The following is a 22,825-nucleotide window of genomic DNA, read 5'->3' on the forward strand; positions in this document are numbered from 1 at the left end:
AATCTGTACCGTCCTTTGTTCCAGACTTTACTCTTGCCTTATCGGGTATAAATCGGGGTAGAATCAGAAGGTAATTGACCATCAATTCAACGTAAGGCAATTGAAAATGTCAAATCCCAAATTATTTATATCTTATAGTTGGTCCAGTCCCGATCACGAACAAAAAGTGGTTAAGCTTGCGGAGGAACTGACCGAGTCCGGTATTCACGTGATCTTAGATAAATGGGATCTAAAAGAAGGTCATGATGCTGTGGCATTCATGGAGAAAATGGTTACAGAGCCTGAGATCCAGAAAGTTGTCATTGTAAGTGACAAACTTTATGCGGAAAGGGCCGATGGTCGATCTGGCGGTGTTGGTACCGAAACCCAAATTATTTCACGCGAAGTCTACGAGAATCAGCAACAAAATAAATTTGTTGCTGTAATCACTGAACGTGATGAGCAAGGAAAACCTTATCTCCCGGTTTACTATAAATCCAGAATTTACATTGACCTTAGCGATGAGAGCTTGTATGCCGATAATTTTGAAAAATTACTGCGCTGGGTTTATGACAAACCGCTTTTTGTGCGACCCGAATTAGGGACCAAACCGGCGTTTCTGAATGATACTGAATCCATTACTATGGCGACAACGGCGGCTGCAAGGCGCACACTCTCTGCATTGAAAGAACACAAACCTTTTGCTCCGGGGGCTCTGGATGAATACTTAACACTGTTTGGTGAAAAACTCGAGCTTTTCAGAGTTGTCACTGAAGGTGATGATTTCGACGATCAAATAGTGGCAAGTATTGAACAATTTGCTCCTTACCGTAATGAAATTGTATCTATATTCACAGCGGTTATACAATATTCGCCTACGGAAGAATATATCACAAAAATTCACCGTTTTTTTGAAAAACAGATCCCTTATATGTATCGTCCTGAAAACGTAATGCAATATCGGGCTGTGGATTTTGATAATTTTAAATTTATTCTTAATGAGCTTTTTTTATACTTTGTTGCACTATTAATAAAAAATGAACGTTTCAGTGAGCTGGATGCATTCCTTAAAACCCGATACTATACTGGAAAAAATACTGAAACGCCTTCTGAAGGTTCGAGTACGGGATACAAAGTCTTCCGGCAGTACCTCGAGTCTCTGGAGTATAGAAACCGCCGTCTGAAGACGAACCGCTTGTCTCTCCACGCCGATATGTTGCATGATCGTGCAACGGGCACAGGGATTGATTTTCGTTATGTTATGCAGGCTGATTTTATCCTCTACGTTCGCACACTTCTGGATGAAAAGGCTGATTATTTTGGCTGGTATCCGACTACATTGTTATACGCTACACATTCACATCATGCATTTGAGGTTTTTGCCAGAGCATCATCAACATTGTATTTCGATAAAATGAAATGCGTACTGGGTATTGATTCACCGGAACAGCTCCAGCTGCTTGTTGAAGCATTTAAACAGGGTAAAATTGATGCCCCTCGCTGGCAACATCAGTCGCTTTACATTGAAGGTTTAATGGGATACAAATATCTTAACACCAGAGACTAACGCTAAGAATTTATAGTGTTTTTTCATAAACCAGCCCTGAGTTTTCACGGCTGGTTTAAGTATCGTCGGCAACTGCGCAAATAATTTCTGCTACCCTTCCTCCCATTCAATTTTTCTGACTGCTTAGTAGCCAACGACCAGACGAAAGCCGCCACATTTTACTTTGTCGCATACCTGACAACTCAATGGCTGTCAGCCAGAGACCGCAGGTTTTACAATTGTGCGGAGATGTACGGCGTGTTTGGCTTCAGTAACCCGAATACTATATGGATTAGTTTACGCATAACGCTGGAAGCCTGATCGCTGCACGCATGGGAAAACCTGAGCACTAAGAATGATACAGAAGCCGCCATTGCCACTATGCCGGCAGACTGGCTGTCCCTGGTGAAAGAAGGTGAGACACGCTGGATGATTGAACGTAACGCGGCGGCGGGTTTTATGCGTGAAACAGATTATCTGCGCTGGCGCGCGGAAGCTGAAAAGTCGGTGCCCGATTAATTATCATTTTTCCCGTCAGAATTAATTACTGACCATTCCGTAAGCAGAACGCACCCTGAGTGAGTTTTTCACACTCAGGGAGTGTTTTTCATGAAAATTCCATTTTGCTGCTTCGCAGCACTGTTCCTTTCAGCCGGCGCCCGTGCCGGCACCGTGATATATACCGACTCCTCTCATGCCGTAACCGTTAACCCGGGGACTGAGGTCTCCATCGTTGAACTCGATGCTCCTGAACGCGTACAGGCAACTATTTTTGGCGAACTGTCTGCCGATCCCGCTCTTGCAGAGTACCGGGCCCGTGCCGTGATCGCGTCCCCTGATTTCCGGCAGCGTCAGCAGCAACTGGCCGATGCTTATGCCGGAGTCACCCGGGCCTGGTCTGTTGGGCTGGAAAAATACCCTGCTGTGGTTTTTGACGACCAGTTTGTTGTCTACGGCACGCTGGATGTCAAAGAGGCAGCCCGGCAGCTCACCGCCTGGAGGGAGAAGAACCAATGAAGCCCGTCACCTTTCGTCCTCGCCGGCTTGCGATCGCCACGCTGTTCATTTGTTCCGGTACCATGGCCAGCGTTAACACGGCGGGTCTTCTGGCCAGTGCGGCAAGCCCTGACTGTATCAGCTGGCGTGTCAGCGGTATCTGCTACTGGCTGTTGTGCACCCCCTTTGGTTGCACGGTTAAAACTTCTGTAAAAGTGACGCATTTCATTCCGGAAGCCGTGGTTTCGGCATATCTCAATCCGGGGGATAACCCCTGGACTGAGATGGCTGCAGTGAGTGATGCCGCCAGCAGAGCGGAAGGTTCACTTCTGGAAAGTGTGACAGGCGTGAGTACGGGTGGTGGTCGTCAGGAAATGAAGGTTCCCGGCGAACGTAAGCAGAACCTGCATTTCTACTATGGCGATGCTTATGGCCATCCGGCTACAAAAGTCATTGGCGGTATGGTTCCCGGGTACTCCTGCGACAGCGCTGCAACACCGTTTATGTCTTATTTTAACAGCTCACTCGATGCGCTGGTCTGGCGAACCGGGGTCCCGGAAACCCTGTATCCCGAAGCACTCATTCCCGGTCAACGGGAGATTGGGAAGACCACGTCCGGTGATATGTGGGGCAATGTCTACCCGCGAAGCGGGTTTGTCACGCAGACCGACAGTTATAAATCTGCTGCCGTGGTGGTTCAGCGTGTCGCTGATGTCATCACCCGCTCCGGTCAGCTCCACGTCTATAACCCGCTTACGGGACAGAAGTCGCCGGGCTACTGGCCACCTGAGCCAGTAAAAGAAAATACCGGTACGAAAAACCATAAATGGCAGCGACTTTCTCCGCAACTCTCACAGAACTGCGCCGTATTTCCTGATGCCGGAGGCAATATTGCCCTAGACGGTAACTATGCCTGGGCGTTGTGGCAACCGTACAGCTGTTGCAAACGTCGTGGTCAGACCTTCCTCTCCAGCACCGATTTCTCATAAAGGTTCACAACATGAAAAAAGCAGGTCTTTTACTGGTTTTCGCTGCGCTGCCGGCACTGGCTGCGGATCTCTCTTTGTCCTCAGCAGGCGCATCAGTCAGCGGCAATGCGATCAGCGACGGGCTCTTCTACTCCATTGGGGGCGGTTCAGTAATTTCACCACCTCCCAGCCGTAACAACATGTCCCGGATTGGCATTAATGGTGGCCTCAGCAGTGACCTGATGTGCGGTAACTTCGATATCAAAACCACGGTGGGCAATCAACTGAACGGTATCACCAGCGGGTTTAAAGATCTGATGGGAAATGTCATGCAGGGAGCCACTGGTGCCGTCATGAGTATGCCGGCAATGGCCATTCAGCGTGCGAATCCGGGGTTGTATGAAATGCTCACCAATGGAGTGATGCAGGCCGGGCTGAGTTTTGATAAAGCGATGCTGAACTGTCAGACCATGTCGAAGAAGTTGGCTGATTACACCATGGGCAGTAAATGGCAGCAGGCAGCCGTCAACGAGGAATACAAGGATATTGTGGCCACAAGTGGTGGTGATGCGGTTTCCAGCGATCAGAAACTGCAGAAAGCTACGGGCGAAGAAGGCGTGACATGGGTCGGCGGGCAGAAACGAGGAGGTAAGGGACAACCGGCAATTCAGCCCACACGGGATCTGGCCAAAGCCGGTTATAACATGATGAATAATTTACCGATAACCAGTAACAGCAGTGTCGGCACGTCGGGATGCAATGGTACCGCCTGCCAGCGCTATAAGTCCTCTGAAGAAGCCGCAGCGGCCGTCGTAAAAGTGCTTGGCGATCGCTCGATTCGGACCTGCCGGGAAACCAGCGAGTGCACCAGTGGTGGTACAGACAATCAGCCGGGCAGCGCCGTCGCCGGCACGGGCTTTTCTCCGATCCTTGAAGATGCCACAAAAGAGAACCTGGAGCAGCTGACTAAGCTGGTTAACGGCCAGGTGCCGCCCTCCACTGATAATCTCGCCGCCCTCAAAACCGGCAGTCTGGTTGTTACCCGTGGGGTGATTCAGGCTTTACGTGACGATCCGGACAAAGCAGCCCTGGTTCAGCGACTTGCCGGGGAACTGGCGATGTCAGATACCGTTGAAACCGCACTTACCATGCGCAGGATGCTCACTACCGGTGAGTCGGAGCCGAATGCAGCAGAGCAGCCAGAAGCCATTGCGGAAGGCGATCGCCGCATCGATGCACTTGACCGCGAACTGACGGCGCTGCGTAACGAAATGGAATTACGTAAATCCATCAGTAATAACAGCCTGCTGACGGCACTGGAGCGACAGGGTGCAAGAAATCAGGATAACCGTCTGCAGCAGAAAGTCGGTAATGAGGATCAGGGCTTCAGTCAGATGGGCCAGCCCCAGTCTTCCGGAGCGCAATGATATGCGGTTCTTTTCTTTCAGCGGCCGTACAGGCCGCATTCTCTTCCTGGTATTACTTATCCTGCTGATGACGGCTGGTATGTTTGCCATCGCTGCGGTCTTTATGGCGTATGACCCTGATGGCCACATCACGCGACGCTGGTTGCATGACAGCCGGTGGGGGCTGTTTGCCTGGCGACTGACTCTTTATGGTGTCCTCGCTGCAGCCTGGACTGGGAAGGTACGTCCACAGGCAGTTACGCGCTGGTCCGGTGCACGTCCACGGCTGATACGCATGGAACTGCTCGGGGTGTTTTTCCTGCTGGCCACAGAGTATGTGGCGTGGACAACGGCTGTATAAGGAGAGGGGGATGACCGCAAACAGTTTTCTGGAATACTTTCTCGTTCTTTTCGGATGGGTAATGAATAATGCCCTCTGGGGGATACTGGGGAATACCGGTCTTTTTGCCCTGCCGCTGGTATTCAGGGTGCTGGGTGTCTGGCTGAAAGTGAGGGAAGAGGGGGCTGACGAAGGGAATAAAGGGCTTCTTGCACTTCCGCGCATTGAGCATGCGCTGTATGTGTCATACCTTGTCATGCTGTTTTGCTGCATTCCGCTGCTGCCGGTTGATATCAGTGCGATTAAGTTCGACAGCTCTCGCGCTAAACAGTGCGGCGTCAGTGTGCCAACGCCACAAAACTCAGGGTACAAGGGACTCGTCAATGATTTTGATGGTCGTACGGCAATGGTACCGGTGTGGTGGTATCTCCTGCATATGATGTCGAAGGGCACGACGCAGGCCATGATTGCCTCGATCCCGTGCGGCACCAATCTGCGGCAGATGCGCTTCGACGTGCAGAACACGAAGCTGCGTGACCCCGTGCTGCGCCAGGAGGTACAGGAGTTTGCAGAGCAGTGCTATTCGAGAGCGTATTTCAGGCTGAAAAACAGTAACAGCCAGCTCAGCGATGCCACTATCAATTCGGTAGGCTGGATCGGCAGCAGCTACTTCCTGAATACCTCAGGATATTATGACTACTACACGGCCATGACGCCCCGCAGCCAGTGGCCCTACGACAGCGGTCGGGACAGTGGTTATCCTGATACGGGGGCAGGTGGTTATCCATCGTGCAAGACCTGGTGGTCTGCTGGTTCTTCAGGTTTACGCGAGCGGGTACTGGCCAGCTTCAGCGACGTTACCCGTAAATCACTACAGCGTCAGTTCCCCGGACAGCAGTGGGAAGAGGTGGCTTTGCGCTGGCTCGTGAGTCCCCGAAACGTTGGCCAGTCTGAATCCGGGACAACATACCGTATTGGCAGCAGTGATTTTGTCGGCACAGCAAATGGTTTGATCCCCCGTGCACTGTCAGGCGTTGGGCTGGCGATGGGGCAAGTTATCGCTTTACCCGGTTTTGATGCCATTAAGCAGGCGCTGCCCATGATTCAGGCTCTGCTGGAAATGATGGTTATCATTGTGATCCCCGTGCTGCTGATGTTCAGTGCTTACGAACCCAAATCGGTTGTCACTATCTCGTTCGCACTCTTTGCCCTGATGTTTCTTACATTCTGGTGGGAACTTGCCGGGTGGCTGGACGATCGGCTTATCACTATTCTGTATACCGGCCTTTCGGAGCAGGGAATGGGCAGCAGTGTCCCGCTGGAAGATTTTGTTTCGTCCACCTATGACGGCTGGCTGATGAACCTGGTGCTGGGGATGATGTATCTGGTGTTTCCGGCATTCTGGGTCGGGATGATGAGCTGGGTTGGGGTAAATCTGGGAAGTGCGGTTAGTTCCGCGTTGTCGGTAGGTTCACAGCAGGCTCAAACTCATGCAAATAATGGAGGGAAGTTTGCTTTAAATGAAACGGTTGGCAAAATAAAAGGGAAATAAGAAGTTGTAACCACGCTATATGAATATATAGCGTGGTTAATATCTCTTATCATCATCCAAGTGATACAACTCCCGACGGCTAAGACGTTCCTCTTCCTCTTCTTCTTTTTGCTCTTCCCATATTGTGCACCAAGTACCAGCTGCACCAATCAAGAACGGTACAGATTTCTTAAGGAGTTTAGCATCACTGGTCAATGCTTCTTTTAGCTTTGAACCAAGCATGCTCGTCAGTTTCCTTTTCAGATTTCCCATCAGGTACTCCCGGATGAATCATTTGCCATCGTGGAAATAAGCTACTAAAAAAGTGCGAAACAGGCAAATATTTGAGTGTTTTTTAAACTGTCTGGTGCCAGGTAATGATCTATGTGTACTGGCATCAGCGAACGAATTCCAGTAACACTGCTTTTAGCTCACTGTCGAGCGGGAAATTTACCCGCCAATTTATATCCATTAATGAAAAATCGAGGTCGGGATCATTCAGCATTTCCGTTATGCGTCGTCTTAAGTAATCCGGTCTGTTCCTGGCATTCCTCAGCACGGTTCTGAAAAAAGCTGCATAAAGATCGCTATGCCATGACCAGCCGTCCCCCATTCCGGTCACTTCTGACAGACGTTCCTGATCGCTAATAAGATAAAGAATAAACTGCTCAGCCTGGTCAAGCTGCTCCTGAACTACGTTGTCAACTGGCGCAATAACAGCTCCGGAAAGCTCATTGAGCCATGCCTTTGCATCTGATTCCCGTCGAAAATCCTGCGTGTTCCGCGTTCTTTCTTCATATTCGTGGGAGACCTGTGCAAGGATGTTCTCAGGTGACGTCAGCCACTTATTCCTCAGCAGTACGCTGACCGCGGGATGATGGGTGGCCAGTTCAGGAATGAGTTCACGTAGCGTGTCTGTGCTCAACTGATTCAGCCTTGTATAGTGCTCATGGGTGAAAGCATGTTCGTCATACAGAAGCTGCCATGTGACTGGTGTACCGTCAGGCATTTTTTCCATTGTGGTTCACTCCGTGAGGGGAAGATAACGCGTACGGGACCATCTCCAGCAGAAACCCAGCCTGTAATTGATGGTGTTCAGATCGATAAATGTCGGTGAGAAGAGCGGTGAGCATGAAAAATCCGCCATTCCCTGCAGCCAGGTAATTGTATCGTCATAATCGTCGCTGTCCGGAGTTTCGAGTACCGACAGTAGTTGATAAAAACCATTAATACCGCCACAGTCTTCCGGCGGACAACATCCCTCGCCTTCGATACAGTAAAAAGCGCAGGGCAGATGGTCCGCTCTGAAATTTGCATGCTCAAGGGTGATTTCATGTGACCAGCTGTCGCCGAAATCGTAAAGATACGAGAATGATTTCCCCTTTGTGCGGATCAAATCACATAACCGGAAAATCGCCTCATTCTTTCCCTGCTCCGGTTCTTCAGGGTCTTCGGTAAATCGTCTTTTGCCAAATAAAAACTCGTGCAAATGTGAGTCCTGCCATCCCATGACAACCTGAATGACATCGTGCAGACGATCCAGTGAAATATCCGCGGGCACCACAAAGCGACGCCAGATCTCCGGCCTGGATTCATTCAGAACGATTTTAAGCAAATAGTACTGTTCTTCCATTGTTTCTGCCCTTGCGATCTTACCCTGTCATCTACTGACAATTAACGTATCATACGTTAACAAGACAGGTCCTGTGAACCTCCGGACAGTCAGTAACCACAGGACACCTTCACAAACTTTTTTACGGCAGATATGCAGCCTGTGCCAGTGAGTAATAGACTACTGCCTGCGGTATGCATAATGCACTTTTGCTGCTGACGGTTTTATGAGTTATTTTCCGGGCTGCTTTTTTGAGCGCCGTATTGAATGCTATTGCAGTAACAGGCCTGGCGATGGCTCTGACTCGCGGAGAATGGCTCTGGAACAGGTAAATGTCATCAGGATATCGCCTGCGACGCTGACCGATGATAACGCGTGCAATGGGGCTGAGGATAATTCGTTTCTCCGCAAATACATTATGTGCGGGTAATACCAGAACATCCTCCTGTAAATCGCGATAGCTGCACTGGAGGAGTTGCGTCACTCTGGCCTGCGTCAGGTTAAGCAGAAGCCAGAGATCGGCCCACGTATCGGAGTGATTCTCCAGATTATTACGTATTCTGGCAAACTCTACTAACGTTAACTGATGTGCCATCGTATCTGGTCCTCTGATTACCCGGCTGAATCAGCAATAGTTGTCGGCTTTATTTGTCGGTTCTCAAAGATTATCCCTGTAGTTACCATGGAGGGGGACTGTGGTTATCAGTATGGAGGGGAAACTGGCAATGGCGAAACGTCATTCGTTTGTTGTCCGACAACAAGCCTGTCTTTCAGAAACGCCTGATGTATCCGATAGATGATGTCCGCCATCTGCTCTTGGCCCGCCATTTGCGTCTCTGTCGATACAGGGGGCGTTTCCGGCTGGCGATTCATAATCGAACCAAAAGCAGCATATTCATTGCGGGTAAGTTTCATTGCATCAGCTCCCGTTGCACTGTGACAGTGTATAAACGTAACACCTTTCCTGTATGAGAATAATGTATCAACTATTCTCAAATGTCACAATTACCTGGACTGCTAACGATTAAAGAGCATATTTGTGATCTGTATAATGGGTTATTACAGGCGTTACCCCGTATTGTCACCGGTGTGCAATGATTCTGCAAAGAAAGAATATAAATCATGATTATATTTATGAGCCATAAAATAATAAGCTTGCTTGAGGGACATACATTTAGTCTGTGTTTCATTATTTTCCCTCCTTGTTGGTTGGAACATCAAAAAAACTGAGGAGGGAATAAATATCACTTGGCGATTTAAAAACTTATGGTTAATCAAAGAAAATGTCTGAATCTCTGTCGAATTTACTTTGTATTCCATGAGCTTCAATCGGACATTCACCATTTTTGGTCAAAGCACTCCAGAACGATGAATCGTAGCACTCTTCCAGGAACAAATACCGACTGATACGTAATAATTTACCTCTTGTCCAGCCAGAAGTCGAATGGCTCTTGACGTGTAATTCATCTTCCAGTTTATAAAAGCTTAACTTTTCCCCGTTATCCCATGCTGTATTAAATCGCTTAATCAGAAACCGGACTTCTTCTCTGGATATACTGAAGCACTCTGGATACAACTCGTGGGGTTTTCTGTTTACACTCCCGTCAGTATCGCTGATGCTGGGATATACTCCACGATCCCAGGCATACAGATAACTGTCACTGAACTCATCAAAATGTTTCCCAAGATGAAGTATCTGAAGTTTCTGCTGTACAAACAACAATTGCTTCATATTTTTTGTATCCATAAATAGTTACTTCTTATATATGTTGAAAAGGTTAATGTTTGCACGAATTCAGCGCATTCTGAACACATATCCTAACCGATATTGGATAGTGGCAGATGTGTAGTGCTTTTTAGCTCCAGTAGCGACAGGCTGGTTGTAATACTACAGTGTTCACCAGCGTGTTTTACCATATGGGCATAAATATCTGCATAGTGCTGCATATCTGAAGCCACAACCTGCATAACATAATCACATATGCCAGTAGTCCGGTGAAACTCAATGACCTCAGGCATCCGGGTTATCTCAGCGATCAGTTTCTCGTTTCTTTCATGGTAGTGATCGCACATTTTTATCATTACAAAGGTGGTGATATGCAGGTTAAGCTTATTTTTGTTCAGAAGCATCACCGGACCACGCATGTAATTATTTTGCGTTAGCGTTATCATGCGTTCCCTGCATGGTGTCTGAGTCAGCTCTATCCTGTCTGCAAGTGCCCTAATCGTTATCGAAGCGTCCTGCTGCAAAATTTCCATTATTTTTTTGTCTTTACTGTCCAGCATGTCAGTATTTCCGGTAAACAAAGGCGAACAGCAGCTATCTGGCTGTCGTTTAATCCATTTATAACGGCTCAGCAATGGATGGACTGGCCACATCGTTAGTCCTGGCTACCTGCTTAGAATAAAACGGAGATAATCCCGTATGGCTGCACATTTATTTCACGTCATGGGGTCCCTTTGGGGGGATTCAGGATGGCATAGCGCGCCAGTAGCTGCTTCAGCTGCAACTCCGTTTGTGTGCTCAGGGCCGCCGGAACAGGAGCGCCTTCCGGCAGTGCGGCAAGCTGGCGCAGTTGTTCCTCAACGGGCACCGTCTGGTTAAAGGCCTGGGTGATGGCAAAAATCTGCGACTTAAGCTCGCTGACCGTCATGTACTTTCCTTTCTTTTCATCCAGATCGTTGAGGCGGCTGGTCAGTTTCTGCAGCCGGGACATGCCCTGATACCAGCCCTCCAGACTTTCAGGCGATGCGGCGGCAGCGTTTAGCAGGCTCTGCCACTGCTGTGCGAGCGCGACGGTTTCCGGTTGCGCGGGCCACAGATGCTGCGCCTGGCGCACGAGAAGGCTGCCGTGGTTCATCGGCCAGACCGGTGACAGGCGGGACAGGATGTCCAGCTGTGCCCGTGCCTGCGGGAACCATGTGTTGCCGTTCTCTGTGGTGCGGGGGGGCATCGCCTCAAGCTGTTCCGGCGAAAGAGCGGCAGGCAGAGGCGCGACGGTGGCCATCAGTGCCAGCTTGTCAGGATCAGTGGTCAGACGACCGGCACCCCACATCATCAGGGAACCGGTAACCAGCATGGCGAACATCCCTGCGACAAAAGGCCGCCATGGCGAGGCAGGATTTACGCGAATGCGGGGCTCAGGCGGGGAGGGGAGGACCCAGACCAGGCGCGGGGAAGGGGTACGGGGATGACTGTTGAGCGCCGCTGCGGGAAGGCTGGCCGGCGGTATCGGTGCGTCATGTGTCCTGTCGCTGTTGTTTTCAAGCCGGACAGCAGCATGACGTATCTGCTGGTAGAGGGCATCGAGGCCTGTCTGATGCCTGAGTTCCAGGCGTTGCAGCGCCTCTGCGATCGCAGAAAGATGTTGTTCTGCCTGATAGAGGGCGACCAGGTCCGTATAGTCCGGCACCTGCGTCCGCAGGTGTTGCTGCAGACGACGGGCGAGCGTGCTCAGGATCTCCACCCGGGCATGAACGGCCTGCGGCCACAGACTTCCCCACAGACGGCAGGTCAGCGCCTCCAGAATGGCCAGGCCTTCATTCATCCCCGGTAATCCCGCCCGCTGTGAGCGAACCAGTGTATACCAGGCGGCCGTCTGCAGCTCCACCCCATTGTGTTCAAACAGGTTCAGGCAGAGCGTTTCAGCATACGTCCAGTTAACGTCCGGCCGGGCCGGGTGGGTCAGCTTACTGAGCTCATCGCGGAGCCCGGCCCAGGCTGCAAGCGTGCGGGGATCGCCACCGGTCTTAAGATGGCATTCTGAAACAGGTATCACAGGTTACTCCGGTAAATGGGGGAAAAGATCAGACTGCGGTACGCACATCAAGGTACTGTTGCTGCTTCAGATGCCGGAGCAGGACGCGGCCTTCCGGCATAAATTCCGTGCCGTAGCGCACCAGGCCCACCTCTTTCAGCTCAGCATCAATGGCATAGCGCAGCTCGCCGGGCCGGGTCTGTTCAAGCAGAATGACGTCCAGACGCTTCAGGCGTGGTTCATACTTCAGCAGGACCTCTGAGAGAATGGCGATCAGTTGATGGGCGGTACCGGGCATGCCCTGCAGGATCTTCGTCATGTCGGGCAGACCGTAATCCGGGAGGTGCGTCAGCGTACCGGCCCGGCAGTTGAGGATACGCTGCAGGTTATCCAGAACCGACAGAATAAGCTGCTCCTCCTGGCTGAGATGGTGCAGTTCAAGGCCACCGGCCACGCTGCCGTAAAGCGTGTCATACAGGGAAGGACGCGGCATGCTATTGGGCCTCCACGGGTTTCAGGATCAGACGGTTATCGCCCGCCTCAATGAGGCGCGGGACGTCCGGATCCAGATCGTCCCGGGTGAGCACGATCCGCCAGGTATCGTTGGTCTGGTCCGGGTTCATAAACATGGCGGCCACGGCCACGAACTGCGCGGCATCGTCCATCGGCATATCCACCATCACCGCTCCCCCGGGCTGCAGGCGGATATCTTTCTGTGCGACAATATCCCCCTTCACAACCTGCGCGTCGCCAGCAAACAGCATCGGCCAGGTGGCCCCGTCAAAGGCCTTCCGGTCTTTGAGCTGGTAAATCCGCACGACGGTGGACAGCGGAACGCCGGCTGCGTTGAGGTTGACCGCCTCACGTGCATGGATATCCAGATGAAGGGTTTTCACCTGTCGGTAAAAAAGAGATTTTGTCGCCGCCACCGTGCCGTCAGTCACTTTCTGCGTCAGGCCGCAGCCCGACAGTGACAGACAAAGCAGTACGGTAGCCAGGCCGCAGCCGACCTTACCAGCGGTAATCGCCATCTTCCTGAGTCTCCTTACGTTGATGATTTTCCTGAACCCGCTGGTACCGGCCCAGACTGATGGTCACCGTTTCACGGGATCGCGAACCGGCATCTGCCAGCGGCCGCATCACTGCCGTGCGTCCCAGCTGCGGGCTGTCCGGGAGTGGCCCGCAGCCAAGGCGCGCATCCGGAAGCAGGCTGCGATCCACGCGGAGCTGCAGGCGCACATCGAGACGGCTGCCGAGCCAGACGTGCAGTAGCGCCATCAGATCCGTGTGCAGCTGCCCGCCGGGCAGCCAGCCCTGAGCCTCCTGCGCCGACTCCGTGGCCAGCTGCAGCAGCACCTGACCGTTCACGTCGGTGGCATGATTGCCCATGACCGGTCGTCCCTTCAGGGAGACAGGCTGGCGCACGTTCATGGTCAGCGGTGTTTTCAGCGGAATACGCCGCCGGTCATGGTGCCAGACGCGGGAGCAGGTGCCGGGGGCCAGCAGGCTGACCAGTGAGGTGAGCCCCTCTGCCGTCCGCCCGGGCAGCAGCATCACCGGCAGCAGGGCCAGAAAGCGGGACACCGGGGTGGCAATGTTCTGCGCACATCCCGGGATACCGAGTCCGGCCAGTCCGAGCAGGTACTGCGAGGTCCGGTCCTGTCCCCCGGCCTCAAAGGTGGCCGGATACGAATATTTACGCCAGATACGGTAATACTGGGCGATAAGGCGGTGGTTGAAAATATCCAGAAAATCCGCAGTTGCCTCGTACCCTTCCCGCTGCTGCGCGATATCATCGATGTAGTGGGTCGGCAACGGGGACTCCACCCCGTAGAGCCCCATAAACGTGATGCGCACGGTCGGCGGCAGGTGCGGATGTTCAGGCGCTTCTGCACCTCTGATTTCACTCGCCGGGAACCCCATTCCCGGATGCGGTCGGAAGCGCACCGGTTCCTGACGGACCTGCCAGCTGCTGCCGGTGACCGGTACTCCTGGCTGGCTCTGTTCGAGCAACTGACAGAAGCGGTAAAAACTGGTATACGGAAGTTTCTCCCGGTACTGCGCAATCAGCCGGGCAGGCGCGGACTGTGATTCTCTTTCCACCGGATGCATTTCCCTTCTGGCTGAATGATCAGCGTGAGCTGGTTAAACTGGTTCATGTCGGCATAGAGGGCCAGGAATCGGTTGAGCATCTCGCCGAACAGGTGAATGTCCCCTTCGCCGGTAAAACCGTTGCTGTCGAGTGCCACTTCCACATCGAGCCCCCGGAGCAGATACCCGTCCTCAAAGCGCTGAATGCGGTGGTGTCGTACTGCCAGAATGGCGTCCAGACGCCGGTTATTCAGCTCGTCATCCTGCCAGTTGTAGAGGGCCAGCGTGCCGCGTAGCACTTCCGCGCTGCTCATCATGTTGAGAAAGCCCGTGCCGAGGTGCCCCATTACACGCCAGTGAAAGCGATCCTCAGCAGGCGGATACACTGGCAGGGTGGGTTTGCTGAGGTTACGCACACTGACCCGGGTCTGCAGCGTCTGCTCGCAGCGGTCAAGCAGGGTGCTCTGCAGCGCCCGGCGGGGCAGCTGGCCGTTAGTGCCGGTAATACGCAGCGAGATGGTTTCCCGCGCCACCGTCCGATCGGCCTCCCACTGCTGGCCGCCCAGGATAAGCCAGGTATCGTGCATCCCTGTGACGCCCCGCTTAACGCGGGTGTGGTAATAACGCTCCGGTGCTTCACGGCGCAGCATCCCGCCCCGGTGGCGGAAACTGGTGAAGGGCACATATTCCGCGCTGCCGGTTCGTCCGGAGCCGGTCACGGCATCCACGGAATAAATTTCCGTATGACCGTCCTGCAGGCGCTTCGGGCGCAGCAGGTACTCGCTTTCCAGACCGCTGATGGTCAGCGGATCTGCTTCCAGGGTGAAGAGATTAATCACTGGTACACAGTGCAGGCGCAGCGCATCGGCCGTCACCGGCAGATCTGCCGGCCAGGGCTGGCTCAGCACCACGTCGATATCAAATCCGGGGATGCCCGTCGGCAGGGAGATGTTTTCCAGCCCGTTCAGATGAACGAACATGAACTTCTCGCGGAAGGTAAAGTATTCCAGCAGCAGCTGGTAGCCGCTGAAGGTGCTGTCGCCCTTGGGCCACAGCCTGTCTTCCTCCGCAAAGCCGCCCGGAGAAAACCAGCCGTCAAGTCGGATGCGGTCGGTCTGTCCCGGCAGACGCAGGTACAGGGCTGCCATCCGTTTGGTCATCATCAGGTGGAGGTGAGTGCTCACCGGGGCGTCAGCCGCCAGGTACAGGCACAGGCGGCTCAGATCAGCCTGTGACCAGTCTGCCTGAGTGCTGCAGGCAAAACGTATTCTCAGTCGCGAGCGCCCGTCCGGTTCGGTGGTCATCATGACCTGTTCCACCGCCATCGGATTCAGCGGCATGGCACGGGTGGTGCGGTAGCGGCAGACGGTGTTTTTCGGACCGACGGGCTGGGAGCTGATTTCAAGCCCGGCCGGCACGGTCTCGGCCATTTTCATTGCCGACAGTTCTGGTGTTAGCGCCACCACCGACAGGGATGGAATGGTGCGCAGGTAATGGGGCCAGAGCATGCTGACGAGCGTTTCCGTCAGTTCCGGCAGATCGTCATCGATTTTCTGACGCAGGCGCCCCATGGAAAAGGCAAAGCCTTCGAACAGGCGCTCCACGTACGGGTCCGGCGTGCCGGCCTTGTCGAGGTCGAGCATGGCCGCCCGGTCAGGGTGTGTCTGCGCAAACTCCTTTCCGGCTTCGCGCAGGTAGCGCATCTCGGCGTCAAAATAGCGCAGGGTTAAATCGTCCATTATATCCTCAGAATAAAACTTACTGTTCAGGCGCGGTGTCCGTCACCGGATAATCGTCACACTCCAACCAGGACTCAAACAGCCGTCCGAACTGAACGGCAAGCCTGGTTTCCATAATCACATTGAGCACAAAAATTCCCACCTGGCTCATAATGATCAGGTAAATCAGCGAGAAGATGAGAAACAACCCCTGCTGATTTTCCTTCAGAAACGGAGAGGTTGTTGTCCATCCCGCGAAAGCGAGGGCTCCGAGGGCAAAAACACCGAAAGAAACCACCGTCAGATACAACTGGCGTACCTTTTTATCGTCGACGGAAAATGCGTTGTCAGGGTATTTCCCGACAACCGGGTATTTAAGGAAATAGCGTAACCTGACGTCCATGCTGGTGATGCTGTTATCTGAGAGGCAGCAAATGAGCTGATGGCTGTGCCATACGGGCAGATAAATACCCAGTTGCTCATAGCAGAGTTTCATCCGCACGAGGGTATTCTGCGTTATCGGTGCTTTCGTTAATGCATCAATATCCGCGAGAAGGGCTGCTTTTTTACTGGCAGAGACCTTCTCGAAACGATATTTCCGGATGGGGCGGGTGTATCCGTAATGTTGCCAGCACCATCTGATGAAAGGGATGAGGATGACCGAAATCACCGGGAAGACTAAGTTTTTAGCAATATTCTGGAATGTCGTATCTGACAGGTATTGCATTAAAGAAAACACCGTTATCTACCCCTGATGAAACAGCACTGCCGCTCTGGCAGCATCAATCGTAATCAGTCCCGCCAGCAGGTGTTCCATGTCCGGCTGCAGGCGCAATTTATCGCTTTCACTCCGCCCGGCCTTTGTGCGCAGCAGCTTCAGGCGGCGGGCTTTCACTTCAAACGTCAGCTCCGGCTCCCACAGGAGTAGCGTCAGACGGGTGGCCTGTTCGTCCAGTTCTCGGAGCAGATGGCTGGCCAGCTCGTTTTTCCCTGTCTGCTCCGCCACGCGGGCCATCAGCAGGCGCAGCAGCCAGCGGCTTCGCTCTGAGTGAATGCCGGGACGGCTCTGTAGCCAGCTGAGGGCGGTTTCTGTTCCCTCGCTGTCTGCAACCTGCAGGGCTTCCGGCTCCAGCGCCAGAATATCGTTGTCGCCGGAGGCAACCACCGCCACCGGCGTGTCGTCCCGCCAGCCCTCACCGCTGTCCATCACCTGCTGGCGGATCCAACTGAGCGTCACTTCGTCAGCGAACGGCGTACCGTCATTAAAGCCCAGCGTCTCAAGACCGGGCAGACGCATGAGCAGCCCTTTCAGATCATTCAGAACAATGGAGGCAAGATGCTCCTTTCCGGTTTTCAGCAGCGCCTGGTGTATATACCACTGCAGATCCAGCCACAAATGGTTGGCCCCGCGTGAGAACATGCCGTCACTCTGTTCAAGCAGTTCCTGCCAGCTCTGCTGCAGGTACAGCCGCTTCAGCAGTGCACGCTGGTCCGGTTTGGGGGGCTCAATGCGGGTTGTGCCGTCAGCAGAGAGCGGGGGCAACTGATGAAGGGTGTCATGGCGAATGCTTTTCATCAGATGATGGCCGGACAGCCAGCCATCGGGCTGGTCCCGCAGGTATCTTGCCAGAACGCGCGCCTGCGAAAGCAGGTCCTGTCCCGAGGTGATGCCGGACAGCACGGGCGCAGTGCTGCCGGCTGCCGGGGCTGGCGTGTCAGCCACGTTCTGGGGGACCACCGCATCAACACCACCGGCTTTTATTAGTCGGGTTTCAAGAGCCTGATAGAGGCCGCCCGGTAACGCCCGGCACGCATCATCGCGGAAGGTCTGCTCCGCCAGCCACAGCGCGCCGGCGATACGCAGCGCGTCGGCTTTAACCACTTCAGGCCAGAGGAGCAGCGTGTCAAGCATACGGGTGCTGCACAGCCATTCAAGCGCCGCTACCCGGCTGCGTTCGCGCTGCGGGTGCAGGCGATCGCCAAACCGCTGCAGTAATCCGGCAAGCAGCTCCAGACCGTCGGCCAGCCCACTCTCGCCGTCCTGCTGAAGGCGTGCCCAGGTATAGTACGTGGCGACACGAATATCCTTGGTCGCGGTGGTCAGCAGCTTCTCCGCAAGCGTGCAGATAAGCTTCGTATCGGCCCCGGAAAGACGGTTAACCTCCTCGCGCATCTGCTGAAAGTCGTCATCATACCCCGGGTCATCCCCGACAGGATTGTCCGGGGACACCGGTACAAGCCAGTTATCCCAGAGGGCAACACGCGCCTGAGCCTGTTCACCGGCTTCCTGCGGCGTGCTCTGGCAGGCGTCCAGCAGGGAATAAATATCAGCCATCAGTCAGCTCCTTCCGTGGCGTTTTCAGTGTCCGTCAGGTCATCGGCGCTGGCGTCAGATAACTGCGCCGCATTGCTTATGCTGAAGATGGTATCCGGCAGGGTGAAATTCCGCAGCTTCAGCAGGACAAGCGGGCCCTCACCGGCTTCGGTGCGCAGGGTGTAGTTCAGCATGCGTCCATCCGGCGCCTTCCAGCTCAGACTCCAGCTGCTGGCGGTCCCCGGATACGCCTCCCGGTGGGCCATGCCGAGCAGACGAATCAGCCCCCAGCTTCCCGGCAGGTCGGCATACTGGCGGGTGCCTGCCTGGGTGCTTATCCAGCTTAAGCCGGCTCCCGGGGCTTCAGTATCCGCCGGCCACGTGAAGCGCTTCCAGGCGGGCATCTGGTTAACGTAAATCAGCTTCTGGCTGTCGATAATGAGATCGGTCTGCATCACCCCGGCCGCCGTACCCGGGCGCAGATCAAAGTGCAGCCCCGCCTCACCGGTGGTGAACGCCACGTCCGCTATCTGACTCAGGGTATTGATGGCTTTCAGAAACGCGGGATTAAAGGTCAGCCCCTGAGCGTTGATGGTATCCGGTACCCAGCGGCTACCCTCCCGGCGCAGGACGCCGCTGAGACTGGTCTGCAGGAAGCGGACGATGCGGCCCGTATCTGCGTTAAGGTATCGGGCCAGCAGCGGAAGTGAGGCATCGCTGCTGACATCCCTGAATGGATAGCGTCCGGCAAACGCGCTGTTCCAGTCATCCACCACGGCAGACCGCCAGCGGGCATTAAGACTTTCTGCGGCCGGGTTCAGCACCTGCTGCCAGGCCTGCTCCATCGGACGGACAAACACCGTCTGCCCGAAACCGCTCCATTCCTGGCCCAGTCCGGCAGCCATCAGGCTGCCGTAGTCCCGCGTGTCGGTTAAATCCACGGCCTTGCCCTGAAATACGGTCTGCGCCAGGGTCTGCGTCATCGCCTGCGGGTCGGCGGCGCTGGTGACCTGTTGCAGGCGGAGGCGGACCTGGGTCACGCGGGTCAGGAAGGTCTGCAGGCTCAGCACATCCCTGCCGCCGCCCTGATTGTCCATCAGGGCCAGCACCGGCCCGAACGTCGCATCCAGCGGCCCGTGGGCCACGCTGCTCTGGTCGATTGCCGGCTGTTTGTCTCGCCCGAGCAGGTTTTTTGCCGACTTCACCAGCGAGTCCGTTACGGCATCCTTCGTCTGGCCGGTTCGGCCCTGAATGTTAAGGGTGTTCATCAGCGCAACCAGCGGCGACTGGCGCACGTCAGCCATCAGGGTCAGCTGGTCTGTGGCATCCGACAGGGTCCGCGCCTCACGCAGCTTCAGGCTGTTAAGGAACCCCAGCCAGGCGCCGCTGAAATCAGCAAAATAACGCGCAGTCAGACGCTGCCTGATGGCCTCCGGAGACGCCAGCTGCTGCGCTGAGCGGGTTCCTCCGGTCAGCACCCAGTCCATCTCCTCCCGTCGTCCGTTAGCCACGGAGTCTATCGCTGGCTGCACGGCCTCCTCCCAGGCCTGACGGGTGAACATCCCAGGAACCACCTCATCGGTAGTGAAGAGACGGGACGCGTCCGTGTCGCCCGTCATGTCCGCCAGGCGCATGTCGGCAAACTGGTTCGCCACCTGAGCCAGCATTTTCTGATACAGGGTGGTATCGCTGTTCTGCACGCCCGTCAGGCGGACCAGCAGGGTGCGGGCCTGCGTGACAAGCCCCTCGTCAGCCGCCAGCTGCCACTGAGGATGGGCGGCAGACTGCGCGCCCCAGAACGCCAGCAGGGAGTGACCGTTTGCCTGCCAGAAACCCTGTGCAATGCCGTCTCGCTGCGGCCACTCGCGCATCAGTGTGCGGCTGAACCAGGCAGGTTCCATGCGCTGCGGCTGCGCCAGCATCAGGTACAGTCTGAGCTGGTCATAAGCGACTCTGGCCATCCGGCTCCGCTGCGGACTGTCTGGCGGGAGCTGCACAAAACCCTCAAGCTGTTGTTCAAGATGTGCTGCGGCTGCATCACGCAGCAGGGGGAGGGCGCCTTGAGCGTAGCGTGGCGTAATGGCTGCCAGCAGGGCAGCATTCTGGCTCAGTCCGGCCCGCAGATACCACGGTGTACCGTGAGCCTCACGGTACTGCAGACGGGCAAGGGTTTTCTGCAGGTCGGCCAGGGCCTGCAACTGCCCGGAAGGTGGCAGATGGCTGTCCCCCGTGCGGTGAACCTGCTCCTGCCCCTCAGCCACCAGGCTGCGGTTTGCCAGGAAGGACACCGTCATTCCCGCCCCCCACATGACCATCAGCGCGGTGCATGCAACCGAAAGCGCCATGCGCCAGCTGAATCCCGGCCTTGACGGACGCAGGCCCGCAGGCAGCGTCAGCACCGAATCCGTCAGCACCTGCCAGCGGTTATCCATGGCCCAGTGGTGTTTCACACTGCGGGCGCCCGCGACCGTGGCTGGGCTGAAGATCACGCCAGCCAGCGGCAGCGGGCGATACGGGCTGAGCAGGACGGACAGCGGCCCGGAAACTACGGCTGACTCACGGGTAAAACGATCTGCCAGCGACAGCAGAAAATGATGCCGCGGGCTGCCGCAAATCTGCTGAATACCCTGAGCCACGAGGCCCGGTACCAGGGCCTGAAGCTGGCCGGTAAGCCCCTCCGGCGTGCATCCTGCAGGCAGCAGGCACCCGACGGACTGGGTAACGCGTTCCCCGTCTTCAGCGCCCTGCTGCAGTGACCAGACATACAGCGGAAGACGCCAGCCAAGACACGCATAGCGCGCGCCGATACCCTGAGAGAGTGCGTCGAGCACATCGCCGGTAAGCGGAACCGGTGCCTTCTCACTGAATCCGCGGGTCACCAGGACCACCCCGTCAGCAGGGCGGTGACGCAGGCTGCGCAGTGCGGTGAGCCAGGCATTGTCTTCAGGCTGTGACGGATCGCCACCCCACAGAAGCAGGGTCCCCTGATCTTCCTGCCAGTACTGGGTCGTCAGGCCTGGCGTCAGCAGCTCCACGTCGCTGACAGCGCCGGTGACCAGCAGGATACGGACCTTACGTCCCCACAGCCTGCCATACTGATGACGCAGGGCATAACGGATCTCCCCGACCGTCACGTTTCGCGGGGGAGTCTGCACCAGACGGGATTCATCGCCGGGTAAGCCGCTTTCCTGGCGGGCCCGGCGTCGATGGGCCAGCTCCTGCGCGTATTTTTTGATGGCCGGCAGGTAGCGGATAAACGCCAGCGCCAGACACAGAATAACCAGCGTGAGGAGCTGCCCGCTGCGCGATGTGATACCTAGGACGGCGCCGTAGCGCGTTATCAGCCACCAGAGGACCGCCACGCTGGCAAGCACAATGCCGATCCGGCCGAGGCGGCCAAAAAGACTACCCGATGTGTTCATCTTCACTTCCTGCTGTGACGGTACTGATAAAACGTTCTTCGCCGGAGGAGAACAACGTCAGAAGAGAGGGAGTGCCGAGGCTGGCCATATCGGCCGCCAGGGCGGTAAGCAGCCACGGAGCAGCCGGTCCGGGAATGCCGCACCACTTTTCAAGCAGCAGTCGCCCGGCCGGATCCCATCCTGCTCCGTGCTCCTTCCCGATGGTCATCAGCGGGGCGGCAATCGTTTCCCAGCTGCAGCTGTCACCCAGTACGCGGCCGGTATGGCAGGCAGCCGTCTGGGTTTCAAGGAAAAGCGTGAGTTCGTCGTCAAACCTGTCGATTTCCAGCGGCATGGGCCGCAGCAGGCGGGCCGGGTGTGGCAGCCGGTATTTTTGTGCCACATCATCGCTGGTCAGGAGCAGCGCGGCCAGTCCGTCGGAATATGTCTGTCCGCCGCACAACTGCATTACCAGGATCGCATCAACAGTCAGAACCGGCTGCTTCAGGCGTTGTTCGACCCACGCCATCGATAAGGCGGACGTTATCGTGATATCCTCAGGAACGGCGAGCTGCGGAAACAGGGATGTCCGGACAGAGGAAAAGGCCTTTGACATTTCAGCGTCAGGCATGTCTGTCACCAGCGTCACGCTGAGCGGAAGGTCAGAGGGAAGACGGCAAAGCGCATCCGTGACACCGTTGAGAAGTACGCGTAAGGCTGCTTCAGCAGGACTTTGACCTTCCGGAAGATAGTTTATCTTTCTGACAAGACCGTACTGCTGCGATAACTGGTCGTGAAGGCATCCGGCAGTGATTCTGTCGGGTAAAAAAAGACAGCTACCCACTATCGCAAGATACCGTTCGGCCCAGGCCTCCCACTGTTTCCGGGCGTGCTCAGCCTCTTTTTTCAGAAAGTTGTGTTCATCAACTTCTTTGCCCCACAACCAGCCTCTCAGGCAAAGAAGAAACAGCCAGATTCCCGACGGTGCGAGGGAAATCGTCCAGATATTGATCTCCGAAAGTACCGTCACCATCCCGGAGGCATGGATCATGAATACCAGAATCCCGACAAGTACTGTCAGGATACCAGTCAGAAACCACCACATCAGGGACGGTTCAGGGGATAACTCCGTAGTTAATGATTTCGTTCTGTTCCAACCCATGGA

At 55.2% G+C, this 22,825-nt stretch carries 23 protein-coding genes; 7 read left to right on the forward strand and 16 right to left on the reverse strand.

Features of this window, described 5'->3' with window-relative positions:
• The first annotated feature begins 106 nt into the window (after positions 1 to 106).
• From RY075_RS02200 to RY075_RS02230, 7 genes are all read left to right on the forward strand, one after another.
• The gene (locus tag RY075_RS02200) at positions 107 to 1,546 is read left to right on the forward strand and encodes an SEFIR domain-containing protein (RefSeq protein WP_338628047.1); all 1,440 of its coding nucleotides are present in this window, start codon (positions 107 to 109) and stop codon (positions 1,544 to 1,546) included.
• 360 nt (positions 1,547 to 1,906) lie between these two features.
• Entirely contained in the window at positions 1,907 to 2,044 is a 138-nt protein-coding gene (locus RY075_RS02205) for a hypothetical protein (RefSeq protein WP_338628049.1), read from the forward strand.
• 90 nt (positions 2,045 to 2,134) lie between these two features.
• Positions 2,135 to 2,542: a TIGR03757 family integrating conjugative element protein gene (locus tag RY075_RS02210; protein ID WP_338628051.1), complete on the forward strand. Its 408-nt coding sequence runs from the start codon at positions 2,135 to 2,137 to the stop codon at positions 2,540 to 2,542.
• Positions 2,539 to 3,510, forward strand: a complete 972-nt coding sequence (locus tag RY075_RS02215) for a TIGR03756 family integrating conjugative element protein (protein WP_338628052.1) — start codon at positions 2,539 to 2,541, stop codon at positions 3,508 to 3,510. The genes RY075_RS02210 and RY075_RS02215 overlap by 4 nt, the downstream gene beginning before the upstream one ends.
• Before the next feature lie 11 nt (positions 3,511 to 3,521).
• Positions 3,522 to 4,916, forward strand: coding sequence for an integrating conjugative element protein (locus RY075_RS02220; RefSeq protein ID WP_338628053.1), 1,395 nt, complete (start codon positions 3,522 to 3,524; stop codon positions 4,914 to 4,916).
• A 1-nt stretch (position 4,917) separates the two neighbouring features.
• Complete coding sequence (locus tag RY075_RS02225; RefSeq protein ID WP_139569508.1) at positions 4,918 to 5,256, forward strand: hypothetical protein; 339 nt, start codon at positions 4,918 to 4,920, stop codon at positions 5,254 to 5,256.
• Positions 5,257 to 5,266: 10 nt separating this feature from the next.
• Entirely contained in the window at positions 5,267 to 6,787 is a 1,521-nt protein-coding gene (locus RY075_RS02230) for a conjugal transfer protein TraG N-terminal domain-containing protein (protein WP_338628055.1), read from the forward strand.
• A gap of 36 nt (positions 6,788 to 6,823) precedes the next feature.
• Here the strand turns inward: RY075_RS02230 and RY075_RS02235 are convergent, their stop codons facing one another.
• From RY075_RS02235 to RY075_RS02310, 16 genes are all read right to left on the reverse strand, one after another.
• Positions 6,824 to 7,039, reverse strand: a complete 216-nt coding sequence (locus RY075_RS02235) for a hypothetical protein (RefSeq protein ID WP_338628056.1) — start codon at positions 7,037 to 7,039, stop codon at positions 6,824 to 6,826.
• A gap of 124 nt (positions 7,040 to 7,163) precedes the next feature.
• Positions 7,164 to 7,784, reverse strand: a complete 621-nt coding sequence (locus tag RY075_RS02240) for a hypothetical protein (protein ID WP_338628057.1) — start codon at positions 7,782 to 7,784, stop codon at positions 7,164 to 7,166.
• A gap of 6 nt (positions 7,785 to 7,790) precedes the next feature.
• Positions 7,791 to 8,399 (reverse strand): plasmid pRiA4b ORF-3 family protein, encoded by a 609-nt coding sequence (locus RY075_RS02245; RefSeq protein ID WP_338628058.1) that lies wholly within the window; start codon positions 8,397 to 8,399, stop codon positions 7,791 to 7,793.
• Positions 8,400 to 8,520: 121 nt separating this feature from the next.
• Positions 8,521 to 8,973: a hypothetical protein gene (locus RY075_RS02250; protein ID WP_139569885.1), complete on the reverse strand. Its 453-nt coding sequence runs from the start codon at positions 8,971 to 8,973 to the stop codon at positions 8,521 to 8,523.
• 107 nt (positions 8,974 to 9,080) lie between these two features.
• A complete protein-coding gene (locus tag RY075_RS02255; RefSeq protein WP_139569884.1) occupies positions 9,081 to 9,293 on the reverse strand; it encodes a hypothetical protein in 213 nt (70 codons plus the stop codon).
• A gap of 355 nt (positions 9,294 to 9,648) precedes the next feature.
• The gene (locus tag RY075_RS02260) at positions 9,649 to 10,125 is read right to left on the reverse strand and encodes a hypothetical protein (RefSeq protein WP_139568852.1); all 477 of its coding nucleotides are present in this window, start codon (positions 10,123 to 10,125) and stop codon (positions 9,649 to 9,651) included.
• A 71-nt stretch (positions 10,126 to 10,196) separates the two neighbouring features.
• Positions 10,197 to 10,664 carry an Lrp/AsnC family transcriptional regulator gene (locus RY075_RS02265; RefSeq protein WP_338628062.1) on the reverse strand — a complete coding sequence of 156 codons (468 nt, stop codon included), beginning with the start codon at positions 10,662 to 10,664 and terminating at the stop codon, positions 10,197 to 10,199.
• A 161-nt stretch (positions 10,665 to 10,825) separates the two neighbouring features.
• The gene (locus RY075_RS02270; RefSeq protein WP_338628063.1) at positions 10,826 to 12,157 is read right to left on the reverse strand and encodes a VasL domain-containing protein; all 1,332 of its coding nucleotides are present in this window, start codon (positions 12,155 to 12,157) and stop codon (positions 10,826 to 10,828) included.
• Between the two features lie 28 nt (positions 12,158 to 12,185).
• Positions 12,186 to 12,629, reverse strand: coding sequence for a type VI secretion system baseplate subunit TssE (gene tssE / locus RY075_RS02275; RefSeq protein WP_139568849.1), 444 nt, complete (start codon positions 12,627 to 12,629; stop codon positions 12,186 to 12,188).
• A gap of 1 nt (position 12,630) precedes the next feature.
• Positions 12,631 to 13,167 carry a type VI secretion system lipoprotein TssJ gene (gene tssJ, locus RY075_RS02280; protein ID WP_338628065.1) on the reverse strand — a complete coding sequence of 179 codons (537 nt, stop codon included), beginning with the start codon at positions 13,165 to 13,167 and terminating at the stop codon, positions 12,631 to 12,633.
• Entirely contained in the window at positions 13,148 to 14,248 is a 1,101-nt protein-coding gene (gene tssG / locus RY075_RS02285; protein WP_139568847.1) for a type VI secretion system baseplate subunit TssG, read from the reverse strand. The genes tssJ and tssG overlap by 20 nt, the downstream gene beginning before the upstream one ends.
• Positions 14,203 to 15,966 (reverse strand): type VI secretion system baseplate subunit TssF, encoded by a 1,764-nt coding sequence (gene tssF, locus RY075_RS02290; protein ID WP_338628066.1) that lies wholly within the window; start codon positions 15,964 to 15,966, stop codon positions 14,203 to 14,205. The genes tssG and tssF overlap by 46 nt, the downstream gene beginning before the upstream one ends.
• Positions 15,967 to 15,985: 19 nt before the next feature.
• A complete protein-coding gene (locus tag RY075_RS02295) occupies positions 15,986 to 16,684 on the reverse strand; it encodes a type VI secretion protein (RefSeq protein ID WP_338628067.1) in 699 nt (232 codons plus the stop codon).
• 6 nt (positions 16,685 to 16,690) lie between these two features.
• Positions 16,691 to 18,280 (reverse strand): type VI secretion system protein TssA, encoded by a 1,590-nt coding sequence (gene tssA / locus RY075_RS02300; RefSeq protein WP_338628069.1) that lies wholly within the window; start codon positions 18,278 to 18,280, stop codon positions 16,691 to 16,693.
• The gene (locus RY075_RS02305) at positions 18,280 to 21,681 is read right to left on the reverse strand and encodes an ImcF-related family protein (protein WP_338628070.1); all 3,402 of its coding nucleotides are present in this window, start codon (positions 21,679 to 21,681) and stop codon (positions 18,280 to 18,282) included. The genes tssA and RY075_RS02305 overlap by 1 nt, the downstream gene beginning before the upstream one ends.
• Positions 21,665 to 22,822 (reverse strand): type VI secretion protein, encoded by a 1,158-nt coding sequence (locus RY075_RS02310; RefSeq protein WP_338628071.1) that lies wholly within the window; start codon positions 22,820 to 22,822, stop codon positions 21,665 to 21,667. The genes RY075_RS02305 and RY075_RS02310 overlap by 17 nt, the downstream gene beginning before the upstream one ends.
• Positions 22,823 to 22,825 lie beyond the last annotated feature (3 nt).

The organism is Enterobacter sp. JJBC (genome assembly GCF_036936505.1).
Lineage (GTDB): Bacteria > Pseudomonadota > Gammaproteobacteria > Enterobacterales > Enterobacteriaceae > Enterobacter > Enterobacter hormaechei_C.

What these genes read in the sequence shown, in the direction of transcription:
- tssE (WP_139568849.1), bottom strand. Translation starts at nt 12,629, where the DNA reads ATGCCGCGTCCTTCCCTGTATGACACGCTTTACGGCAGCGTGGCCGGT.
- RY075_RS02220 (WP_338628053.1), top strand. Translation starts at nt 3,522, where the DNA reads ATGAAAAAAGCAGGTCTTTTACTGGTTTTCGCTGCGCTGCCGGCACTG.
- RY075_RS02205 (WP_338628049.1), top strand. Translation starts at nt 1,907, where the DNA reads ATGCCGGCAGACTGGCTGTCCCTGGTGAAAGAAGGTGAGACACGCTGG.
- RY075_RS02305 (WP_338628070.1), bottom strand. Translation starts at nt 21,681, where the DNA reads ATGAACACATCGGGTAGTCTTTTTGGCCGCCTCGGCCGGATCGGCATT.
- RY075_RS02210 (WP_338628051.1), top strand. Translation starts at nt 2,135, where the DNA reads ATGAAAATTCCATTTTGCTGCTTCGCAGCACTGTTCCTTTCAGCCGGC.
- RY075_RS02250 (WP_139569885.1), bottom strand. Translation starts at nt 8,973, where the DNA reads ATGGCACATCAGTTAACGTTAGTAGAGTTTGCCAGAATACGTAATAAT.
- RY075_RS02260 (WP_139568852.1), bottom strand. Translation starts at nt 10,125, where the DNA reads ATGGATACAAAAAATATGAAGCAATTGTTGTTTGTACAGCAGAAACTT.
- tssF (WP_338628066.1), bottom strand. Translation starts at nt 15,966, where the DNA reads ATGGACGATTTAACCCTGCGCTATTTTGACGCCGAGATGCGCTACCTG.
- RY075_RS02255 (WP_139569884.1), bottom strand. Translation starts at nt 9,293, where the DNA reads ATGAAACTTACCCGCAATGAATATGCTGCTTTTGGTTCGATTATGAAT.
- RY075_RS02240 (WP_338628057.1), bottom strand. Translation starts at nt 7,784, where the DNA reads ATGGAAAAAATGCCTGACGGTACACCAGTCACATGGCAGCTTCTGTAT.
- RY075_RS02230 (WP_338628055.1), top strand. Translation starts at nt 5,267, where the DNA reads ATGACCGCAAACAGTTTTCTGGAATACTTTCTCGTTCTTTTCGGATGG.
- RY075_RS02215 (WP_338628052.1), top strand. Translation starts at nt 2,539, where the DNA reads ATGAAGCCCGTCACCTTTCGTCCTCGCCGGCTTGCGATCGCCACGCTG.
- tssA (WP_338628069.1), bottom strand. Translation starts at nt 18,280, where the DNA reads ATGGCTGATATTTATTCCCTGCTGGACGCCTGCCAGAGCACGCCGCAG.
- RY075_RS02265 (WP_338628062.1), bottom strand. Translation starts at nt 10,664, where the DNA reads ATGCTGGACAGTAAAGACAAAAAAATAATGGAAATTTTGCAGCAGGAC.
- RY075_RS02245 (WP_338628058.1), bottom strand. Translation starts at nt 8,399, where the DNA reads ATGGAAGAACAGTACTATTTGCTTAAAATCGTTCTGAATGAATCCAGG.
- RY075_RS02235 (WP_338628056.1), bottom strand. Translation starts at nt 7,039, where the DNA reads ATGGGAAATCTGAAAAGGAAACTGACGAGCATGCTTGGTTCAAAGCTA.
- tssG (WP_139568847.1), bottom strand. Translation starts at nt 14,248, where the DNA reads ATGCATCCGGTGGAAAGAGAATCACAGTCCGCGCCTGCCCGGCTGATT.
- tssJ (WP_338628065.1), bottom strand. Translation starts at nt 13,167, where the DNA reads ATGGCGATTACCGCTGGTAAGGTCGGCTGCGGCCTGGCTACCGTACTG.
- RY075_RS02310 (WP_338628071.1), bottom strand. Translation starts at nt 22,822, where the DNA reads ATGGGTTGGAACAGAACGAAATCATTAACTACGGAGTTATCCCCTGAA.
- RY075_RS02200 (WP_338628047.1), top strand. Translation starts at nt 107, where the DNA reads ATGTCAAATCCCAAATTATTTATATCTTATAGTTGGTCCAGTCCCGAT.
- RY075_RS02225 (WP_139569508.1), top strand. Translation starts at nt 4,918, where the DNA reads ATGCGGTTCTTTTCTTTCAGCGGCCGTACAGGCCGCATTCTCTTCCTG.